Below are 18,280 nucleotides of genomic sequence, written 5' to 3'. Positions count from 1 at the left end.
CATGGAGGCTGCCGGAAAAGTCATGGATAGTGTTTGTGTGTGCACCCTTGGCGATGGTTATGGGCGTCCGTCGGGGAAAGAATGTGATCAGGGACACGTTGTCCGGGCTGTTACGTCTGCGGGCCCGCCCGTTGGGTAGGGCTGGCCTGACCCGCCCGCACGACTACTAAGGAGGCCATTGTGGCCGCATCGGCTCAGCTTCTGCTCTCGGCCCTTTCCAAACGTCCGGCGGACGTGCCCGCCGACCCCGATTCCCACCCGCTCTACTGCATCTTCAGCGCCGAGGGCTCGTGCGCCGAGGCGCCGCTCACCAGTGAGCCGCCGCTGCCCGATGCCGCACCCCTCACCAGTGAACCTCCTCTCGCCGACGCCGCACCCCTGACGAGCGAGCCGACCTCCACGGGCGCCGCCGCCGACCTGGACCCGTCGGGAGTCTGATGCCGCTCTCCCGGCTCGCCGCGCTGTACGGCGTCGCCACGTCCTACAGCCCGTCCCCCGGCCGTACGGTCGCGGCCTCGGACGCGGCGGTCGTCGCCGCGCTGGCCGCGCTGGGAGTCGCCGCGGGAACCCCGGACGCCGTCCGCGGCTCCCTCGCCGCGCGCGAGACGGAACTCCGGGAGCGCCTGCTGCCACCGACGCTGGTGTGCTGGACCGGCACCAGCACCAGTACCGCCACTAGCACCGGCAGTGGTATTGACATCGATACCGGCAGTGGTACTGATGCCGGCGCCGGGTTCGCCGACCGCGGTGATTCGGCATCCGCATCCGCATCCGCAGCCGCCTCCGCCGATCGTGGGCCGGGAGCCGCCTCCGGCGGTGGTGGTGCGGCTGCGGAAGGCGGTCCGGGCCCCGCCGGCCCGGAGGGCGGAAGGCCCGGCGACTCCTCGCTCGCCTCAGCCCTCGCCGCGCTGCCCGCCGGGACACGCCTGCGCGTCCGGACCGAGCAGGGAGAGACCCGGGCCTCCGTGGAGCGGCTTCCGCCCGGGGTGCACGAGCTGGAGGCCACCGCCCCGGACGGACGCAGCGCGCGGGCCCATCTCGTCGTCGCCCCGACGAGGCTGCCCGCGCCCCCCGGGCGTACCTACGGGCTGCTCGTACAGGTTTACTCGCTGCTCTCGCGGCGCTCCTGGGGCATGGGCGACCTCGGCGACCTCGCCGAACTGACGGCCTGGGCGGGACGCGCGCTCGGGGCCGGATTCGTACAGGTCAACCCGATGCACGCGGCCGTGCCCGGCGCACCCACCGACCCGTCCCCTTACCGCCCCTCCTCGCGCCGCTACCCCGACCCCGTGTACCTGCGTGTCGAGGACATTCCCGAGTTCGCGTACGTCGACGAGGGCGAGCGCGGCCGCGTCCGTGCGCTCCTGGAACGAGCAGCCCGGCAACGCGAATCAGTGCTCGACAAGGGCGCGTTGATCGACCGCGACGCCGTGTGGGAGCTGAAGCGCGAGGCCCTGGAACTGGTGCGGGACGTGCCGCTCGGGCCCGGCCGCCGGGCCGCCTACTGCGACTTCCTCGCCGAGGAGGGCGAGGCCCTGGAGGACCACGCCACCTGGTGCGCGCTCGCGGAGGTGTACGGCTCCGACTGGACACGGTGGCCGCCGGGCCTGCGCGACCCCCGCTCGGCCGAAACCGCCCGCGCCCGCACCGAGTTGATGGACCGCGTCGACTTCCACAGCCGGCTCGCCTGGCTGACGGACGCCCAGCTCGCCGCCGCCCAGCGCGGCGCCCGGGACGCCGGCATGGCGGTGGGGCTCGTGCACGACCTCGCCGTGGGAGTCCACCCGGGCGGCGCCGACGCCTGGGCGCAGCAGGAGTACTTCGCGGCCGGCATGTCGGTCGGCGCGCCCCCGGACGCGTTCAGTGTCCAGGGCCAGGGCTGGGGGCTGCCGCCCTGGCGCCCCGACCGCCTCGCCGAGTCCGGCTACGCCCCGTACCGCCGCCTCCTGCGCGCCCTCTTCCGGTACGCGGGCGCCCTCCGTATCGACCACGTCATGGGGCTCTTCCGCCTCTGGTGGATTCCGCTGAACCGCCCCGCCACCGAGGGCACGTACGTCCGTTACGACGCCGAGGCCATGCTCGCGGTCCTCGCCCTGGAGGCCTCCCGCGCCGGGGCCGTGGTGATCGGCGAGGATCTCGGCACCGTCGAGCCGGGCGTGCGGGAGACCCTCCAGGAGCACGGGGTGCTCGGCACCTCCGTCCTCTGGTTCGAGCGCGACTGGGACGGCACGGGGCTGCCGTTGCCCCCCGAGAGCTGGCGTGCCGACTGTCTGGCCACCGCCACCACCCACGACCTGCCGCCCACCGCGTCCCGGCTCACCGGCGACCACGTCGAACTCCGCGACCGGCTGGGCCTGTTGACCCGCCCGGTGGGGGAGGAGCGGGCCGAGTCGGCCGCTGACGTGGGGGAGTGGCTCGCGCTGCTGGCCCGGCTCGGACTGCTCCAAGGAGCGGCCGGCGGTGTCTCGGAGCAGTCGGAGGAAGCCGAGATCCAGGCCGTGCACCGCTTCCTGCTGCGTACGCCCGCCCGCCTCGTCGGGGTCTGGCTCCCGGACGCCGTCGGCGACCGCCGCCCGCAGAACCTGCCGGGCACCTGGGACCAGTACCCGAACTGGCGCCTGCCCGTCGCCGACGCGGAGGGGCGCCCCGTCACGTTGGAGGAACTCGCCGCCTCACCCCGGCTGCACGCCCTCATCGAGGTCGTGCGCGAGGGCCGTACCCGCACGGCCGGCGGGCGCGGACCGGTCCTGTAGGGGGCTCGTACGGGACCCCGGGCGCGCGGGCGCGACAGGAGTTCGCTACGTTGGCACCGTGGACACCAAGAACGCCCTGCGCGCCGGCGCCCTGGCTGCCGGTACGACGCTGATGATGCTGATGATGTCGTCCCCCGCGCTCGCGGTGACGCCCGACGACGGCGACGACCCGGGCCCGGGCCTGAGCGTCGTCGAGACGCTGGGGCTCTATGTCGTGGCGCCGATCGGGTTGTTCCTGCTGATCGCCGGCCTGGTCTGGGTGCTCGACGGCTCCACGGACCGGCAGCCGAGGCGCAAGCCGGGAGGCAAGGGCCAGGGCAAGATGCAGGGCAAGGACCAGGTACACGCTTCCTGATCCCGGTCCCCGCCGGGGTTACGAGTTTCCTTTCGAGGGCGCCGTCCTCGCGCACGTACGCAACTGATGCCGTACGGGGGCGACGACGGCGCCCTCGACTGCTTCGAGCGGCCTCCATCAGACCTTTGTCCGGCCTCGGAGTCCGTCTCTCAGTCGAGCGGGCCCGGGTGCGGGGCGGTCACATAGCGCTGGATCGTCGGCGCCAGCCAGGCCACGATCTCCTCGTGGTGCAGGTCCACGGCGGGCGGGAAGCGCAGGACGAACCGGGTCAGCGCCATGCCCAGCATCTGTGACGCGACGAGCGCCGCGCGGGCCGGGGCCTGCTCGGGATCGGGGCACAGGCGCAGCGCGAGCGGCAGCAACTGCTCCTTGAAGAGGCCCTGCATGCGCTCGGCCCCGGTGGCGTTGGTGACTCCGACCCGCAGCAACGCCGTCAGCACCTCGTTCTTCTCCCACAGAGTCAGGAAGTGCTCGACGAAGATCCGGCCGACGTCGTCCTTCGGGACCTTCTCCGGCACGGGCAGCCGCAGATCGATGTCGATGGCCGCGGCGAACAGCCCCTCCTTGTTGCCGTAGTAGCGCATCACCATCGACGGGTCGATCTTCGCGTCCCGGGCGATGGCGCGGATGGTCGCGCGCTCGTAGCCGTCGGCGGCGAAGCGCTCGCGTGCGGCGGTCAGGATGGTGGCGCGGGTGGCGTCGGAGCGGCGGAGCGGCTGAGGAGGCTCCGGAAGCGAGTCGGTGTGGGTCACGCCAACAAGCGTAGGCCAACAAGTGTTGACGGTCCACGGGGGTCACTCTATGGTGGCCTACGGGCGTTGGTCAACGAACGTTTGCCTACAGTCGTTTGCCTGCGAGTGTTGGCCTACAAGCGTTTGCCCACGCATGGTGGCCAGTGAATGTCGGCAACCCGTTGTTGGCCAACGCCCCCGACCGGAACCCACCGGCACCAGGAGGCCGCCATGCACGGCAAGATCCGTACCGCCACCACCGGCACCGACGCTGCCACCGACGCCGGCACCGGCCCTGCCACTGACGCCGCCACCACTGCCCCCGGCACCGCGTCCCGCAGCGTCATCGTCGTCGGTGCGGGCCCCACCGGGCTGCTGTTGGCCGGCGACCTCGCGACCGCCGGCGTCCCCGTCACCCTCGTCGAGAAGCGCCCGCACGGGATCAGCAACCTCTCCCGCGCCTTCGTCCTGCACGCCCGCACGCTGGAGCAGCTCGACGCCCGAGGGCTCGCCGACGAGCTGGAGGCCAAGGGGCAGACCCTCGACCGGCTGCGCCTCTTCGCCCGGCTGACCGTCGACCTCACCACCCTCCCCTCCCGCTTCAACCACCTGCTCGTGCTGCCGCAGTACGAGGTGGAGAGGGCGCTGGAGCGGCGCGCGGTGGAGGCGGGGGTGCGGTTCGTGTACGAGACCGAGGTGACGGGTCTCGCGCAGGACGCGGACGGCGTGACCCTCAGGGCCCGCGGGGGCCGCGGGGCCGACGGAGAGGCGAAGGAGCTGCGGGCCGCGTACGTCGTCGGGACGGACGGGATGCGCAGCGCCGTACGGGAGTCGGTGGGGCTGTCCTTCCCCGGGCAGTCGGTGATCCGTTCCGTCGTCCTCGCCGACGTCAGGCTCGCCGAGAAGCCCGAGACGCTGCTGACCGTGAACGCGGTCGGGGACGCGTTCGCGTTCCTCGCGCCGTTCGGGGACGGCTACTACCGGGTGATCGGCTGGCACCGGGGCCGCAACGTGGCCGACGACGAACCCCTCGCCCTCGACGAGGTCAAGGAGATCACCCGGCTCGCACTCGGCCGTGACTTCGGTATGCACGACGCCCGTTGGATGTCCCGCTTCCACAGTGACGAGCGGCAGGCTCCGGAGTACCGGGTGGGCCGCGTGTTCCTCGCCGGGGACGCCGCGCACGTGCACACCCCCGCCGGCGGGCAGGGCATGAACACCGGCCTCCAGGACGCCGCGAACCTGGGCTGGAAGCTGGCGGCGACGCTCAACGGGTACGCCCCGGCCGGTCTGTTGGACACTTACCAGTCCGAGCGTCACCCCGTCGGCAGGTCCGTCCTGCGCAGCAGCGGCGGAATCGTGCGGCTCGCGATGGCCAAGCGCCCCTGGACGCTGGCGGCCCGCGCCCTGCTCACCACGTTCCTCGACCACGCCCGCCCGGCCCGCACCCGCATGGTCGGCCAGATCACCGGCATCGGATTCGCGTACCCTGCCCCGCGCGGTGCCCATCCGCTGGTCGGCAGGCGCGTCCCGGACGTGGCCCTGCGGGACGGCCGCCTGTACGAGGCCCTGCGGGACGGCAGGTTCGTCCTGGTGGCCCCGGCCGGCACGGCCGCCGGAACCGAGGTTCTCAAAGACCGCGTGAGCGTGGTGACGTGGGCGAGCGAGCGCCGTACGAGCCTGCTCGTCCGGCCGGACGGGTACGCGGCCTGGGCGGCGGAGTCGCCGACCCCGGAGGAGACGGAGACGGCACTGACCGAGGCCGTCGGCCGGTCCGCTCTATAGGGGCGCTGGGCCGTGTCGATGTGCGGCTCCGCCGCGTGGGCGCGACAAGCCCCCACCGGGCCCGCGCGACCCACGAACGACACGTGCCCGCCCGCGCGGCACGCGTAGAGGGGGCGCCCGGCGAAACACCGGGCGCCCCTTCCGCGTGCCACTCACCTGTGGGTCGGCGCGGCCTACTCTCCGGTAGGCGAAGCCGCTGACGCCGCCGCGTCCGCGGCCTGGGCCTTCAGTGCGCGCTCGACGCCGGAGCGGGACTCCGAGATCAGCCGCCGCAGCGCCGGGCTCGGTTCGGCCGAGGCCAGCCACTCGTCCGTCTTCGCCAGGGTCTCCGCATCGACCTGGACCGACGGGTAGAGGCCGACCGCGATCTGCTGGGCCATTTCGTGCGAACGCGAGTTCCAGACGTCCTTGACCGCCGCGAAGTACTTGTCCGTGTACGGGGCGAGCAGTTCGCGCTGGCCGGTCTGCACGAAGCCGCCGATCACGGCTTCCTGGAGGGAGTTCGGCAGCTTGTCGGACTCGACGACCGACGCCCAGGCCTCCGCCTTCGCCTCCTCGGTCGGGCGGGCGGCCCGGGCGGTCGCCGCGTGGCGCTCACCGGCGGAGGTCTTGTCCCGCTCGCACTCGCCCGCGATCTCGGCGTCGTCGAAACGCCCCACCGCCGCGAGCCGCTGCACGAACGACCAGCGCAGCTCGGTGTCGACGGCCAGGCCCTCGATGGTCTCCCGGCCGTCGAGCAGGCCCTCCAGGAGGTCCAGCTGCTCGGGCGTACGGGCCGTCGCCGAGAAGGAGCGTGCCCAGGCCAGCTGGTGGTCGCTGCCGGCCGCGGAGGACCGCAGGTGGGCCAGCGTGGCGTCCGTCCAGCGGGTCAGCAGCGCCTCGCGGGCGTTCGGGTCGGCGTACAGCTCGACGGCCATCTTCACCTGCCGGTGCAGCGACTGCACGACGCCGATGTCCGACTCCTTGCCGATGCCGGAGAGGACGAGCGAGAGGTAGTCGCGGGTGGCCAGCTCGGCGTCGCGGGTCATGTCCCAGGCGGAGGCCCAGCACAGGGCGCGCGGCAGGGAGGCCTCGAAGTCGCCGAGGTGCTCGGTGACGAAGGCGAGGGACTGCTCGTCGAGGCGGACCTTCGCGTACGAGAGGTCGTCGTCGTTGAGCAGGATCACGGCCGCGCGGGGCTTGCCCACCAGCTCGGGCACGGCGGTCAGCTCGCCGTCCACGTCCAGCTCCACGCGCTCGCCGCGCACCAGCTTGCCGCTGCCGGCCTCGGCAGCGTCCAGGTCGTAGAGGCCGACCGCGATGCGGTGCGGGCGCAGGGTCGGCTCGCCCTTCGCGCCGGCGGGCAGGGCCGGGGCCTCCTGGCGGATCGCGAAGGAGGTGATGATCCCGTCTCCGTCCGTCTCGATCTCCGGGCGCAGGATGTTGATGCCCGCCGTCTGCAGCCACTTCTGCGACCAGGTGCTCAGATCGCGCCCGCTGGTCTCCTCCAGCGCGCCGAGCAGGTCGGACAGTTGCGTGTTCCCGTACGCGTGCGCCTTGAAGTACGCCTGCACGCCCCGGAAGAACTCGTCCATGCCGACGTACGCCACGAGCTGCTTGAGGACGCTGGCGCCCTTGGCGTACGTGATGCCGTCGAAGTTGACGAGCACGTCGTCGAGGTCGTTGATCTCGGCCATGATCGGGTGGGTGGAGGGCAGCTGGTCCTGCCGGTACGCCCACGTCTTCATGGAGTTCGCGAAGGTGGTCCAGGAGTGCGGCCAGCGGGAGCCCGGGGCGTACGCCTGGCAGGCGATGGAGGTGTAGGTCGCGAAGGACTCATTGAGCCACAGGTCGTTCCACCACTCCATCGTCACGAGGTCGCCGAACCACATGTGGGCCAGCTCGTGCAGGATGGTCTCCGCCCGCACCTCGTACGCGGCGTCCGTCACCTTCGACCGGAAGACGTACTGGTCGCGGATGGTCACCGCGCCCGCGTTCTCCATCGCACCCGCGTTGAACTCGGGCACGAACAGCTGGTCGTACTTCTTGAACGGGTACGCGTAGTCGAACTTCTCCTGGAACCACTCGAAGCCCTGCCGGGTGACCGCGAAGATCGCGTCCGAGTCGAGGAACTCGGCGAGCGAGGGCCGGCAGTAGATGCCGAGCGGCACACTCTGCCCGTCCTTCTCGAACACGCTGTGCACCGAGTGGTACGGGCCGACGATCAGCGCCGTGATGTACGTGGAGATGCGCGGCGTCGGCTCGAACTCCCAGATGTCGTCCTTGGGCTCCGGCGTCGGCGAGTTGGAGATCACGGTCCAGCCGGTGGGCGCCTTCACGGTGAACTGGAAGGCGGCCTTCAGGTCGGGCTGCTCGAAGCTCGCGAAGACCCGGCGGGCGTCCGGCACCTCGAACTGGGTGTAGAGGTAGGCCTGCTGGTCGACCGGGTCGACGAACCGGTGCAGCCCCTCACCGGTGTTCGTGTACGCGCAGTCGGCCACGACCCGCAGGATGTTGCGACCCTCCAGGATGCCCGCGAGCGCGATCCGTGAGTCCTTGAAGACCTCGGCGGGATCGAGGGAGTCACCGTTGAGGACGACCTCGTGGACGGCCGGGGCCACCAGGTCGATGAACGACCCCACGCCGGTCTCGGCCGCGTCGAACCGCACCGTGGTCACGGACCGGTAGGTGCCGCCCTCCGCCGCGCCGGAGAGGTCGAGATCGATCTCGTACGAGTCAACGGTGAGCAGCTTCGCCCGCTGCTGCGCCTCTTCGCGGGTCAGGTTTGTGCCAGGCACGCGGTCATCTCCTCGCTTGGTGTAAGTTGCGTCATCCTTCCACGGCGGCTGCGGGAGTGCGATGTCCGTTTCCCGCCGGTGTCCGGGGCGTCGCGGAGCCACCCTGGAGCCATGACCAGCTATCACGCGCAACCCATCGAGCCCCAGGCGCTGAAGGAACTCCGCGAGACCGACGACGCGGGGCGTCCCTGCGGCCCCGTCGTGAACACGGAGAGCAGGGAACCGCTCCGCTGCTGCCTGAGGCGCAGCGAACCGGGCGAGCGCATGGCCCTCGTCTCCTACGCGCCCCTTCGCCGCTGGGCCGCGGAAACCGGTGCGCGGCCCGGCGCGTACGAGGAGCAGGGGCCGGTTTTCATCCACACCGAGGAGTGCCCGGGCCCGGACCTCGCCGGATACCCCTTCGCCCGGCCCGGCGCCCTGCGCACCATCCGCAGTTACTCCGCCGACGGCCACATCCTCGGCGGACGTTTCCTGGAGATCCCGGAGTCGGCCGACGAGGCGCTGGACGCGGCCTTCGCGGAGGCCTTCGCCGACTCCGAGGTGGCCCTGGTGCACGTCAGGGCCGTCGAGTACGGCTGCTTCCTCTACGAGGTACGCCGCCCCTGACGTGCCGAGGCCCACGCCGGACCCGGGCATGGGCGAGGGCGAGGGCGTGGGCAGGGAGGAGTGGCACGTAAAGGACGGGGAACCCGGTTCGAGTCAAGTAGCCCGGCTATGAACCGAGTTGAGGAGGAATATCCCTATGACGGGAAAGCGCGTCCTAGGAGTTGCCACCGTGCTGGTGCTCACCGCGGGGATGGCAGCCTGCTCCGACGGGGACGACACGTCGGACGGGAAATCGAAGGACGGAGCGAAGGGTACGTCCGCGTCACAGAAGGGGGCCTCCGAGGCCCAGGTGGTGCGGGCCGCCCACCAGAAGACGACCGCGGCGGACACCGCGAAGATGACCCTCGCCAGCGAAGCGGCCGCGGCCGGCAAGTCGGTGACGGTACGTGGCACCGGCGTGATGGACCTGGAGGACGGCGCCAGCAGCATGACGCTGACCTCCCAGGGCCAGGAGATACAGCAGCGTGTCCTCGACGGCGTCGTCTACCAGAAGGCGCCGGCCGAGCAGCGCGCCCAGCTCGATCTGCCCAAAAACAAGACCTGGATGAAGATCGACCCGGCCCGGCTGAAGGGCTCGGGCGGTACGGGCGGACAGGTCAACGACCCGGCCGAGTCCTTCGCGTACACCAAGGGCGTGACCGACGGCGACGTCACCAAGGTCGGGACGGAGACGATCGACGGGGCGCGCACCACGCACTACCGCGTCAAGGTCGACGTGAAGGATCTGGCCAAGGGCGACCAGGCCAAGGCCGAGCAGCTGCGGAAGCAGCTGGGCACCTCGACGCTGCCGCTCGAACTGTGGCTCGACGACGAGGGCCGACTCCGGCAGGAGACCATCCGGCTCACCCTGCGCCCCCAGTCGGGGGCGGGGCAGAAGGACCAGAAGGTCACCAGCACCACCACGCTCAAGTTCAGTGACTTCGGTACCGAAGCCGACGTCGAGGCGCCGGCCGCCGCGGACACGGTGGACGTCACCAAGAAGCTCGCAGACGCCTCGAAGTCCCAGGACACGGCCTGACCGCCCCGCAGTGACGCAGGGAGCAGGACCCCGCTAGGGGCGCGGGGAACTGCGCGCTCAGCCCCCGCCGGCCGGCACCCGTCCACGGCGGCATCCGTCCACGGCGGGACGTCCATGGCGGGACCCGTCCATGGCGGGCGCCGCATGGCCGCCGGGCCGCCGGAACGAGCTGAGGCCGACCGGGGCTGCACCCGGTCGGCCTCAGCAAGTCCCGGCCCTGTTCAGCCGCGGCAGCGGTCAGCTGAGCTCCGCCGCCACCAGCTCCGCGATCTGGACCGCGTTCAGCGCCGCGCCCTTGCGGAGGTTGTCGTTCGAGACGAAGAGGGCGAGGCCGTGCTCCACCGTCTCGTCGGCGCGGATACGGCCGACGAAGGACGGGTCCTGGCCGGCGGCCTGGAGAGGGGTCGGGATCTCCGAGAGGGCGACCCCGGGGGCGCCTCCCAGCAGCTCGGTGGCGCGCTCCACGCTCAGCGGCCGCGCGAAACGGGCGTTGATCTGGAGCGAGTGGCCGGAGAAGACCGGGACGCGGACACAGGTGCCGGAGACCTTGAGGCCCGGGATCTCCAGGATCTTGCGGGACTCGTGGCGGAGCTTCTGCTCCTCGTCGGTCTCGTACGAGCCGTCGTCGACGATGGAGCCGGCCAGCGGCAGGACGTTGAAGGCGATGGGCCGCTGGTAGACGCCCGGCTCGGGGAAGTCGACCGCCGAACCGTCGTGGGTCAGCTTGTCCGCGTCCGCGACGACCTTCTGCGCCTGGCCGTGCAGCTCGGCGACACCGGCGAGACCGGAGCCGGAGACGGCCTGGTAGGTGGCGACGACGAGGGCTTCCAGGCCCGCCTCCTGGTGGAGGGGCTTCAGCACGGGCATCGCGGCCATCGTCGTGCAGTTCGGGTTGGCGATGATCCCCTTGGGCCGGTCCGCCACGGCGTGCGGGTTGACCTCCGAGACGACCAGCGGGACCTCGGGGTCCCGGCGCCAGGCGGAGGAGTTGTCGATCACGACCGGGCCCTGGGCGGCGACCTTCTCGGCGAGGGCCCTGGAGGTGGCGCCGCCCGCGGAGAACAGCACGATGTCGAGGCCGGAGTAGTCGGCGGTGGACGCGTCCTCCACCGTGACCGCGTCGCCCTTGTAGTCGATCGTCGAACCGGCCGAACGGGCCGAGGCGAACAGACGCAGCGTCTCCACCGGGCTGTATCCATTCCTGTTGGCACGCTCGGCGAGGATCCTCAGCATGACCGTGCCGACCTGACCGGTGGCTCCGACGATTCCTACCTTCACAGCGACTCCTTTTGCCTGTTCGTTACTGGCCATCGTTTCCATCATGCGTCTCACCCCGGCCCACGTGTCCAATCCTTTGCCCGGATCCTCTCGCTTTCGTGTACCGGTGTGACATACGCCTCTGTCGAGGTCGGGCGAACGTTTCTCGCGCCACCGGCGTCCTAGAGGAAACGCGGCGAGGGGAGAGCTGGCTGTGCTGCGCAGAAAAGCCCGCCGCGTCCAGGGGGGCGGGGAGACGGTCGGGGGAACGCTCCCCGGCTTCCTGGACGCGGCCGACGACCCCCTGGACGCGGTCCAGGAGCGCCGGGTGCGTGCGGTGCTCGCACTCGGCGGGGTGCCGCAGACGGACCTGCCGGACGGGGTACAGCAGGTCCGTCTGCGGCTTCTGGAACGGGAGGCGAGCGGGGCCGAGGCACCCCGTGACGTGTCGGCGTGGGCTGCTGTCGTCGCCTCGAACCTGGCCATGGACTGGCACCGGGCCAGACGCCGGCAGGAGCGGATCGGTGAACGCCTGGCCTCGCTGAGGCCCGCGGAGCACGCCGTGGGCGACTCGGGCGAGGACACCAAGGTGCTGTCGCTCGCCGTGGCCCAGGGCCTGGACGAGCTGCCCGACGCCCAGCGGCAGATCCTCGTGCTGCGCTTCTACGCCGATCTGCCCGTCCGCGGGATCGCCGAGGAGCTCGGCATCCCGGAGGGCACCGTCAAGAGCAGGCTGCACACGGCGGTCCGGGCGCTGCGCGCCCGCCTGCACGAGGACGAGGTGGTGTGACATGCCCGAGTACGAAGGCGCCGAGTACGGAGAAGCCGAGTACGAGGGGATCGACGCGCTGCTGGCCGCGATCACGGACGAACCCCTCCCCGAAGGAGCCCGGGACGACGCGCGGTTCATGGCGGAGCACCGGTCGGCGGTCGCGGACGTGGCCCTGCTCAGGGAACAGCTGCGGATCATGGGCGACACCCTGATCGGGGAGGAGCCGCCGCCGGGGGAGCCGCCGCCGGGGGAGCGGGCAGCCGGGGAGCGGGCGGCCGAGAAGAAGACCGGGCCGGTACGCGTGCCGGCCCGGGCGCCCGCCCCGCTCAGGCCGCCGAGGGAGGCCAGAACCCGGCAGTCGCGCCGGTACCGGCGTTACGCGGGAGCGGCCGTGGGCGCCCTCGCGATCGCGGCGGGCACGGCGCTGCTCGGCGGGCTCGTGTGGCTCGGCGTGGAGGGGGGCGGCGGCTCCGGCTCCAACGACGCGTCGGCGGCGAAACAGCAGGACGGCGGCGTTCACGACTACTCACCGGAGATGCACCTCGCCTGCGCGAAGGTCCTCGTCGAGGGGACCGTGCTGAGCATCACACCCGTGGGCGAGGGGAACGTACGCGTCGTACTCGAGGCGAAGCGCTACTACCGGCCCGAGCAGTCGGTGACGGACCACCCGACGATCACCGTGACGCTGCTGGAGAGCGCGCGCGACGACCTGAAGGTCGGCACGTACACCCTGGTACGGGTGCCGGTGTACGCGCAGGACCGCCAGGACTGGGAGACGGGCTGGGGTGTCGGCGACGCCCGCAAGGAGATCCTCAAGGCCCTCCCGGGAGCACGCGGCATGAAGTGCGCGGGCCCGAACGAGGGCCGGGGCTGAGCAGAACGGAAGCAGAGACGCGTGGGTGTCCTTGTCGTACCGTCTGCCCATGCACAAGGAGCTGCGGGTGGCGGCCTACGCCGTGTGCGTGCGGGACGGGCAGATGCTCCTCGCGCGCTGGGTGGCGCGGGACGGCGGCAAGCGCTGGACGCTGCCCGGCGGCGGCATGGACCACGGCGAGGACCCGTACGACACCGTCGTCCGGGAGGTCGAGGAGGAGACCGGCTACACGGTCGAGCCGGTCGCCCTGCTCGGCGTCGACTCGATGCGGCGGACCCACCCGCGCCGCCTCGGCGCCCCCGTCGGCTTCCATGGTCTGCGGATCGTCTACGAGGCCCACGTCACCGGCGGCGAACTGCGGTACGAGACCGACGGCTCCACCGACATGGCGGCCTGGCACCCCCTGGACGAGGTGTCCTCGCTGGACCGCGTGGGACTCGTCGACGTCGGGCTCGCACTGTGGCGGGAGCGGCCCGGGACCGGGCGCGTGACGGGCATCCCGGAGCACCCCGCGGACGCCGGTAACTGACGCGGGGAACTGACGCCGGAACCAGGAGGCCACTGATGGATCTCCGCGGCGTCGCGACAGCCGACAGTGCCTGCCCCTACCCAGGCAGGTGAACGTGGAGTGACCGGGCCGCCTCGGTTCGGAGAGGGCTCGGTGGACGCGGAGGGTGGTCCAAGATCCACGTACGGTGATCGGCGCTGCCCGTTGCCGTCCAGTTAACGCGCAGGTCACCCCCGGTGCCAACCATCAAGTATGAGCGGGAAGTTCGTGTGAGCGAACCGCCCGCGACCACTGCTGACGCGTTCGCACCCGGGGAGACCGCGCCATGTCGCGCATACGCTCTGTCGCCACCGCCGCTCGTGACCGCCGCGCCTTCCTTGCCGCCACCGGGGCGGTGTCCCTCTCCGCGGGCATCGGCTTCGCGCTGCGGCCGGGTACCAGCGAGGCCGCCACCGAAACCGCCGCCAACACCGCCCACCATCAGCCCGTGGCCGTCTCCCGCAGAGCGCCCGCCGCGCCCCTGGCCCCGTACACCCGGGGCACCACCCTCTCGACCATCGCGACCGCGCGGCCGGGCTCCGGGTTCAGGCGGCTCGGCGACGGGCCCGCCTGGCCGCGCGTCGTGCGCGGCGACCTGGCCGCCCCCAAGGCGGGCCGGGCCGAGCGGCGCACCGCGCTCGCCGCGTTCGTGCAGTTCACCGACCTGCACCTGGTCGACGTACAGCACCCGCTGCGGTACGAGTACCTGCGCGCCCAGACCGCCAGCGCCTGGCGCCCCCAGGAGTCCCTGTCGGTGGCCGGCGCGGTCTCGCTCGTCGAGCGGGTCAACGCGCTGCGCGGAGCCCCTGTCACCGGCTCCCCGCTGCACTTCGTGATGACCACCGGCGACAACACCGACAACAACGCCAAGACGGAGCTGGACTGGTTCCTGAAGGTGATGAGCGGCGGCCGCATCACTCCCAACTCCGGTGACCCGGCCCGCTACGAGGGCGTCCAGAACAGCGACCTCAAGCTGTACTGGCAGCCGGACGCCGCGCTGCGCGACGCCGACAAGCAGCTCGGCTTCCCGCGCGTCGACGGCTTCCTCGCCGCCGCGATCCGCGAACTGCGCAGCCCCGGCCTCAACCTGCCGTGGTACTCCACGGTCGGCAACCACGACTCCCTGCCCGGCGGCTGCTACGCGCCCGGCGACTCCTTCTTCGCCGAGTTCGCGGTCGGCGGCAGGAAGCTGATGACGCTCGACGCGTCGGTCGGCACCGGCTTCTGGAAGAACGTCAAGAAGGGCGGCGACCCCAAGGGCGCCGACTTCAAGGCGATGCTCAAGTCCCAGGCCCGCAGAATGCGTTCGGTCACCCCGGACGAGGGCCGCGCCCCCTTCACACCCAGCGAGTACCTCCAGGCCCACCTCGACCCGGCGCACACCGGCACGGGCCCCGTCGGACACGGCTACTCGCAGGCCAACCTCGCCGCGAAGACCCAGTACTACACCTTCCGGATCGCGGACGACCTGCTCGGTGTCAGCCTCGACACCACCGACCCGGGCGGCCACTACGAGGGTTCGGTCGGCGCCGGCCAACTGCGGTGGCTGGAGCGCACGCTGAAGGCGGCCGAGAAGAACAAGGAACACGTCATCGTCTTCAGCCACCACACCAGCAAGACGATGCGCAACCTCCGCGAGGACCCGGCCCACCCGGGGGAGCGGCGGCACGGCGGCGACGAGCTGCTGTCCGTGCTCGGCGCGCACCGCCCGGTGCTGGCCTGGGTGAACGGCCACAGCCACAAGAACGACATCACCCCGCACTCCGCCCCGGACGGCCGTTCCTTCTGGGAGGTCTCCACCGCCTCGCACGTCGACTTCCCGCAGCTCGCCCGGGTGATCGAGGTCGTCGACAACCACGACGGCACGGTCTCCCTGTTCACCACGCTCATCGAGTCTGCCGCCCCGCACGCCACGGACTTCGCGGACCTCTCCCAGACGGGCCTGGCAGCCCTGTACCGGGAACTCTCCTTCAACGCCCCGGGCGCCCGCACGGACCTCGGCGGCGACGCGAACGACCGCAACACGGAGCTGGTGCTGAAGAAGAGCTGAAAGGGGGCCGGAACCGGCTCAACCGTCCCGGGCCGAGGCAACCCGTACGCCCACCAGCAGAGTCCCTCCCGTCAGTTCACGTATGACTCACGCATGGCTCACCCACGAGTCACCCACGAGTCACCCACGACGGAAGGCACCTGACATGTCACCCCGTACCCTGCGCCTGCGCCTGGGCCGCCTCGGCCTCACGGGGGTAGCCGCACTCGTCGCGGCCTCTCTCACCGCTCCGGCGGCCCTGGCCGACTCCTCCGCACCGGCGAGACACCACGGTCCGACCCGGCTGGCGATGGACGCGGCCGTCAAGGACGGAGTCCCCGGCGTGACCGCCCAGGTCAAGGACAAGTACGGCACCTGGAAGGCCACTTCGGGCGTGGGCGACCTCAGGACGAAGCAGCAGCCCCGCTCCGCACAAGACCGCTACCGCGTCGGCAGCATCACCAAGTCGTTCGTGTCGACGGTCCTGCTCCAACTGGAGGCGGAGGGAGAGCTGTCGCTCGACGACACAGTGGACCAGTGGCTGCCGAGTGTGGTCAGCGGCAACGGCCACGACGGCCGCAGGATCACCCTGCGACAGCTCCTCAACCACACGAGCGGCATCTTCGACTACACGGCGGACGACGACTTCGTCCGGACCTACTTCCTGAAGGACGGCTTCTTCGAGCACCGCTTCGACGAGCTGTCGCCCGAGGCGCTCGTGAAGATCGCGATGGCCCACAAGCCGGACTTCGTGCCCGGCACCTCGTGGAACTACTCCAACACCAACTACGTCCTGGCCGGAATGGTGATCGAGAAGGCCACCGGCCACGCGTACGGGGACGAGATCCGGCAGCGCATCATCGAACCGCTCGGACTGGGCTCCACGTTCGTCCCGGGTACGTACCCGAAGGTGCCGGGGCCCAGCAGCCGGGCGTACGGAAAACTCGCCGAATCGGCCACCGGCCCGACCTATGACGTCACGGAGCTCAACCCCTCCCTGGCCTCAGCGGCGGGCGAGATGATCTCCGACTCGGGCGACCTCAACCGCTTCTACTCGGCGCTGCTGCGGGGCAGGCTCCTGCCGGGGAAGCAACTCACCGAGATGAAGGCCACCGTCAAGGTCGACCAGATCCCGAACGCCGGTTACGGACTCGGCCTCATCGAACGCAAGCTGAGCTGTGGTGTCGTCGTCTGGGGTCATGGCGGCGGCATCCACGGCTCCACCTCCGAGGCCGTCACGACCGCGGACGGCCGTCACTCGCTCGCCTTCAACTTCAACGGCGACTGGTCGGGGAACAGCGACGCGGTGGTCGAGGCGGAGTTCTGCGCGAAGCCGAAGTAGCGCCCCGCCCCTGACCCCGCCCCGGGCCCCGGGCCCGCCCGGTGTCCGTCTCTACCGGCTACCGGGGCAGCACCACGACGTACGCGGCCGGATCACGGTCCCCCGACGCCATCAGAGCCGTGCGTACGACAGTCGCCTGTTGCTCCGCCGCGTCGCGCAGCTTCTTGGGCGTGACGTGCACGACGATGATGCCGAGACGTTCCAGGTGTTCGCGCTTGCGGGCGTATTCGGACCACATCGCGTCGTCGTCGTGACGCGGGGCCCGGGTGTCGAGTTCGACGGCGACGGCGTGGTCGGGCCAGTACGCGTCGAGGCCGCCGAGGTGTTGGCCGCCGGGCAACTGGAGGTCCACGTTCCAGACCGGGTCGGGCAGGCCGTGCTCGGAGACCATGCGGTAGAGCCGGTCCTCGGCGATGGCTCGGCCCTCGGCGAGCAGGGAGTCGACCGCGTCCACCACATGCGGACGGCTCAGCAGCCGGGCCCGGGTCAACTCCCTCACGACCGCGGACGGTTCGCAGTGGCCGCCGCGTACCGCCTCGGTGAGCAGCCGGCGTACGACTCCCGCGTCCGTGAGGTCGGCCACCGCGTCGGCCAGCGCGCGGGGGACGGGCGCCACCGGGATACCGGTGATCTGCTCCGGCTCCGGCATGCCCGGCGTCCGGACGATCCGGACGCAGCCCGTCGAGCGCAGTCGGCGCAGCCGTGGGACGAGGACGTCGATGCGGTCCAGGGACAGCAGCGGGGGAGCGGACGAGAAGCGGTGCAGGGCGAGCGCCGCGAGACCGGTGATCATCACGTCGGCGTACCGCTGCGGGGCGTGCGCCGTGCCGGCGCCGGGCTGGGCGGGGACGGTGGGCTCGGCGGCGGGGGAGCGGGCCGCGTACAGGAGGATCGCGTGCAGCCGCTCCTCGCCGGTGGCGGGGCCCGGGCGGAGCAGGAAGACCCCCGGCAGGAGCTGCTGCCAGGACCCGCCCGGCCGGCACTGCGCGTTGATGTCGGCGGTGCTCATGCCGCGCGACCGCAGTTGCGCGGCGGTCAGGACACGCTGCTGGACGTCGGACAGGTGGCGGAGAGGCCGGGGGGAGAGCGGGGTGTTGTGGTTCATGACCTCGAATCTGCCGCGCCCGGCCTCCGTCCTAACCGCTGTTACACGTCCGTCGACAGACCCGGACAAGCCCGCCCTAAAGTGCAAGCGTTCGACTGCCGAAAACCCCTGGTCCGTACGGGGGTCACGGCACCGATGACCCGAATTCCGTAACTGTTGCGCACGCCCCCGCCGTCAACACCCCCAGCGCCGCCCCCCTTTCGAGTGCGGGGACGCGGGGAACGGCGCAATCTTTCAGGGGCGCGGGGAACTGCGCGACCAGCCACAGCGCACCCGCGCTCGACGACTCACCCGCAACTCACCCGCAGCGCCCCGACAGTTCACCACCA

15 protein-coding genes are annotated in these 18,280 nt (G+C 71.5%); 11 read left to right on the top strand and 4 right to left on the bottom strand.

What is annotated here, in order from left to right; translation table 11 throughout:
- The first annotated feature begins 180 nt into the window (after window positions 1–180).
- The 3 genes from AB0D14_RS16455 to AB0D14_RS16445 are packed head-to-tail and all read left to right on the top strand — an operon-like array spanning window position 181 to window position 3,108.
- Window positions 181–438 (top strand): hypothetical protein, encoded by a 258-nt coding sequence (locus AB0D14_RS16455; RefSeq protein ID WP_362779210.1) that lies wholly within the window; start codon window positions 181–183, stop codon window positions 436–438.
- Window positions 438–2,753 (top strand): 4-alpha-glucanotransferase, encoded by a 2,316-nt coding sequence (gene malQ, locus AB0D14_RS16450; RefSeq protein WP_362779209.1) that lies wholly within the window; start codon window positions 438–440, stop codon window positions 2,751–2,753. The genes AB0D14_RS16455 and malQ overlap by 1 nt, the downstream gene beginning before the upstream one ends.
- Window positions 2,754–2,811: 58 nt before the next feature.
- Window positions 2,812–3,108, top strand: a complete 297-nt coding sequence (locus AB0D14_RS16445) for a hypothetical protein (protein ID WP_362779208.1) — start codon at window positions 2,812–2,814, stop codon at window positions 3,106–3,108.
- Between the two features lie 149 nt (window positions 3,109–3,257).
- Here AB0D14_RS16445 and AB0D14_RS16440 read toward each other — a convergent pair whose 3' ends face one another.
- Window positions 3,258–3,860, bottom strand: a complete 603-nt coding sequence (locus AB0D14_RS16440) for a TetR family transcriptional regulator (RefSeq protein WP_362779207.1) — start codon at window positions 3,858–3,860, stop codon at window positions 3,258–3,260.
- A gap of 210 nt (window positions 3,861–4,070) precedes the next feature.
- On the opposite strand from AB0D14_RS16440, the gene AB0D14_RS16435 reads away from it, so the two are divergent.
- Window positions 4,071–5,624, top strand: a complete 1,554-nt coding sequence (locus AB0D14_RS16435; RefSeq protein ID WP_362779204.1) for an FAD-dependent monooxygenase — start codon at window positions 4,071–4,073, stop codon at window positions 5,622–5,624.
- Between the two features lie 173 nt (window positions 5,625–5,797).
- Here the strand turns inward: AB0D14_RS16435 and pepN are convergent, their stop codons facing one another.
- Entirely contained in the window at window positions 5,798–8,401 is a 2,604-nt protein-coding gene (gene pepN / locus AB0D14_RS16430; protein WP_362779202.1) for an aminopeptidase N, read from the bottom strand.
- A gap of 111 nt (window positions 8,402–8,512) precedes the next feature.
- Here pepN and AB0D14_RS16425 point away from each other — a divergent pair, with 111 nt between their 5' ends.
- Both AB0D14_RS16425 and AB0D14_RS16420 read left to right on the top strand, forming a co-directional pair.
- On the top strand, window positions 8,513–9,007 hold the full coding sequence (locus tag AB0D14_RS16425; protein WP_362779200.1) for a DUF1203 domain-containing protein: 495 nt from the start codon (window positions 8,513–8,515) through the stop codon (window positions 9,005–9,007).
- A 136-nt stretch (window positions 9,008–9,143) separates the two neighbouring features.
- Window positions 9,144–10,025 carry a hypothetical protein gene (locus AB0D14_RS16420; protein WP_362779198.1) on the top strand — a complete coding sequence of 294 codons (882 nt, stop codon included), beginning with the start codon at window positions 9,144–9,146 and terminating at the stop codon, window positions 10,023–10,025.
- 237 nt (window positions 10,026–10,262) lie between these two features.
- Here the strand turns inward: AB0D14_RS16420 and AB0D14_RS16415 are convergent, their stop codons facing one another.
- Window positions 10,263–11,303, bottom strand: coding sequence for an aspartate-semialdehyde dehydrogenase (locus AB0D14_RS16415; RefSeq protein WP_362779196.1), 1,041 nt, complete (start codon window positions 11,301–11,303; stop codon window positions 10,263–10,265).
- 262 nt (window positions 11,304–11,565) lie between these two features.
- Here AB0D14_RS16415 and AB0D14_RS16410 point away from each other — a divergent pair, with 262 nt between their 5' ends.
- The 5 genes from AB0D14_RS16410 to AB0D14_RS16390 all read left to right on the top strand — a co-directional run bounded on the left by AB0D14_RS16410 (window position 11,566) and on the right by AB0D14_RS16390 (window position 16,846).
- Window positions 11,566–12,072: a sigma-70 family RNA polymerase sigma factor gene (locus AB0D14_RS16410; RefSeq protein ID WP_362779345.1), complete on the top strand. Its 507-nt coding sequence runs from the start codon at window positions 11,566–11,568 to the stop codon at window positions 12,070–12,072.
- Window position 12,073: 1 nt separating this feature from the next.
- Window positions 12,074–12,928 carry a hypothetical protein gene (locus AB0D14_RS16405; protein ID WP_362779194.1) on the top strand — a complete coding sequence of 285 codons (855 nt, stop codon included), beginning with the start codon at window positions 12,074–12,076 and terminating at the stop codon, window positions 12,926–12,928.
- A gap of 49 nt (window positions 12,929–12,977) precedes the next feature.
- Entirely contained in the window at window positions 12,978–13,457 is a 480-nt protein-coding gene (locus tag AB0D14_RS16400; protein ID WP_362779193.1) for an NUDIX hydrolase, read from the top strand.
- A gap of 304 nt (window positions 13,458–13,761) precedes the next feature.
- Window positions 13,762–15,525 (top strand): TIGR03767 family metallophosphoesterase, encoded by a 1,764-nt coding sequence (locus tag AB0D14_RS16395; protein ID WP_362779190.1) that lies wholly within the window; start codon window positions 13,762–13,764, stop codon window positions 15,523–15,525.
- Window positions 15,526–15,670: 145 nt separating this feature from the next.
- On the top strand, window positions 15,671–16,846 hold the full coding sequence (locus AB0D14_RS16390) for a serine hydrolase domain-containing protein (RefSeq protein WP_362779188.1): 1,176 nt from the start codon (window positions 15,671–15,673) through the stop codon (window positions 16,844–16,846).
- Between the two features lie 58 nt (window positions 16,847–16,904).
- Here the strand turns inward: AB0D14_RS16390 and AB0D14_RS16385 are convergent, their stop codons facing one another.
- Window positions 16,905–17,951, bottom strand: coding sequence for a hypothetical protein (locus AB0D14_RS16385; protein WP_362779186.1), 1,047 nt, complete (start codon window positions 17,949–17,951; stop codon window positions 16,905–16,907).
- Between the last annotated feature and the right edge of the window lie 329 nt (window positions 17,952–18,280).

Origin of the sequence: Streptomyces sp. NPDC048484 (assembly GCF_040651415.1) — a bacterium.
GTDB lineage: Bacteria > Actinomycetota > Actinomycetes > Streptomycetales > Streptomycetaceae > Streptomyces.
This window is presented reverse-complemented; position numbering and strand designations above follow the sequence as displayed.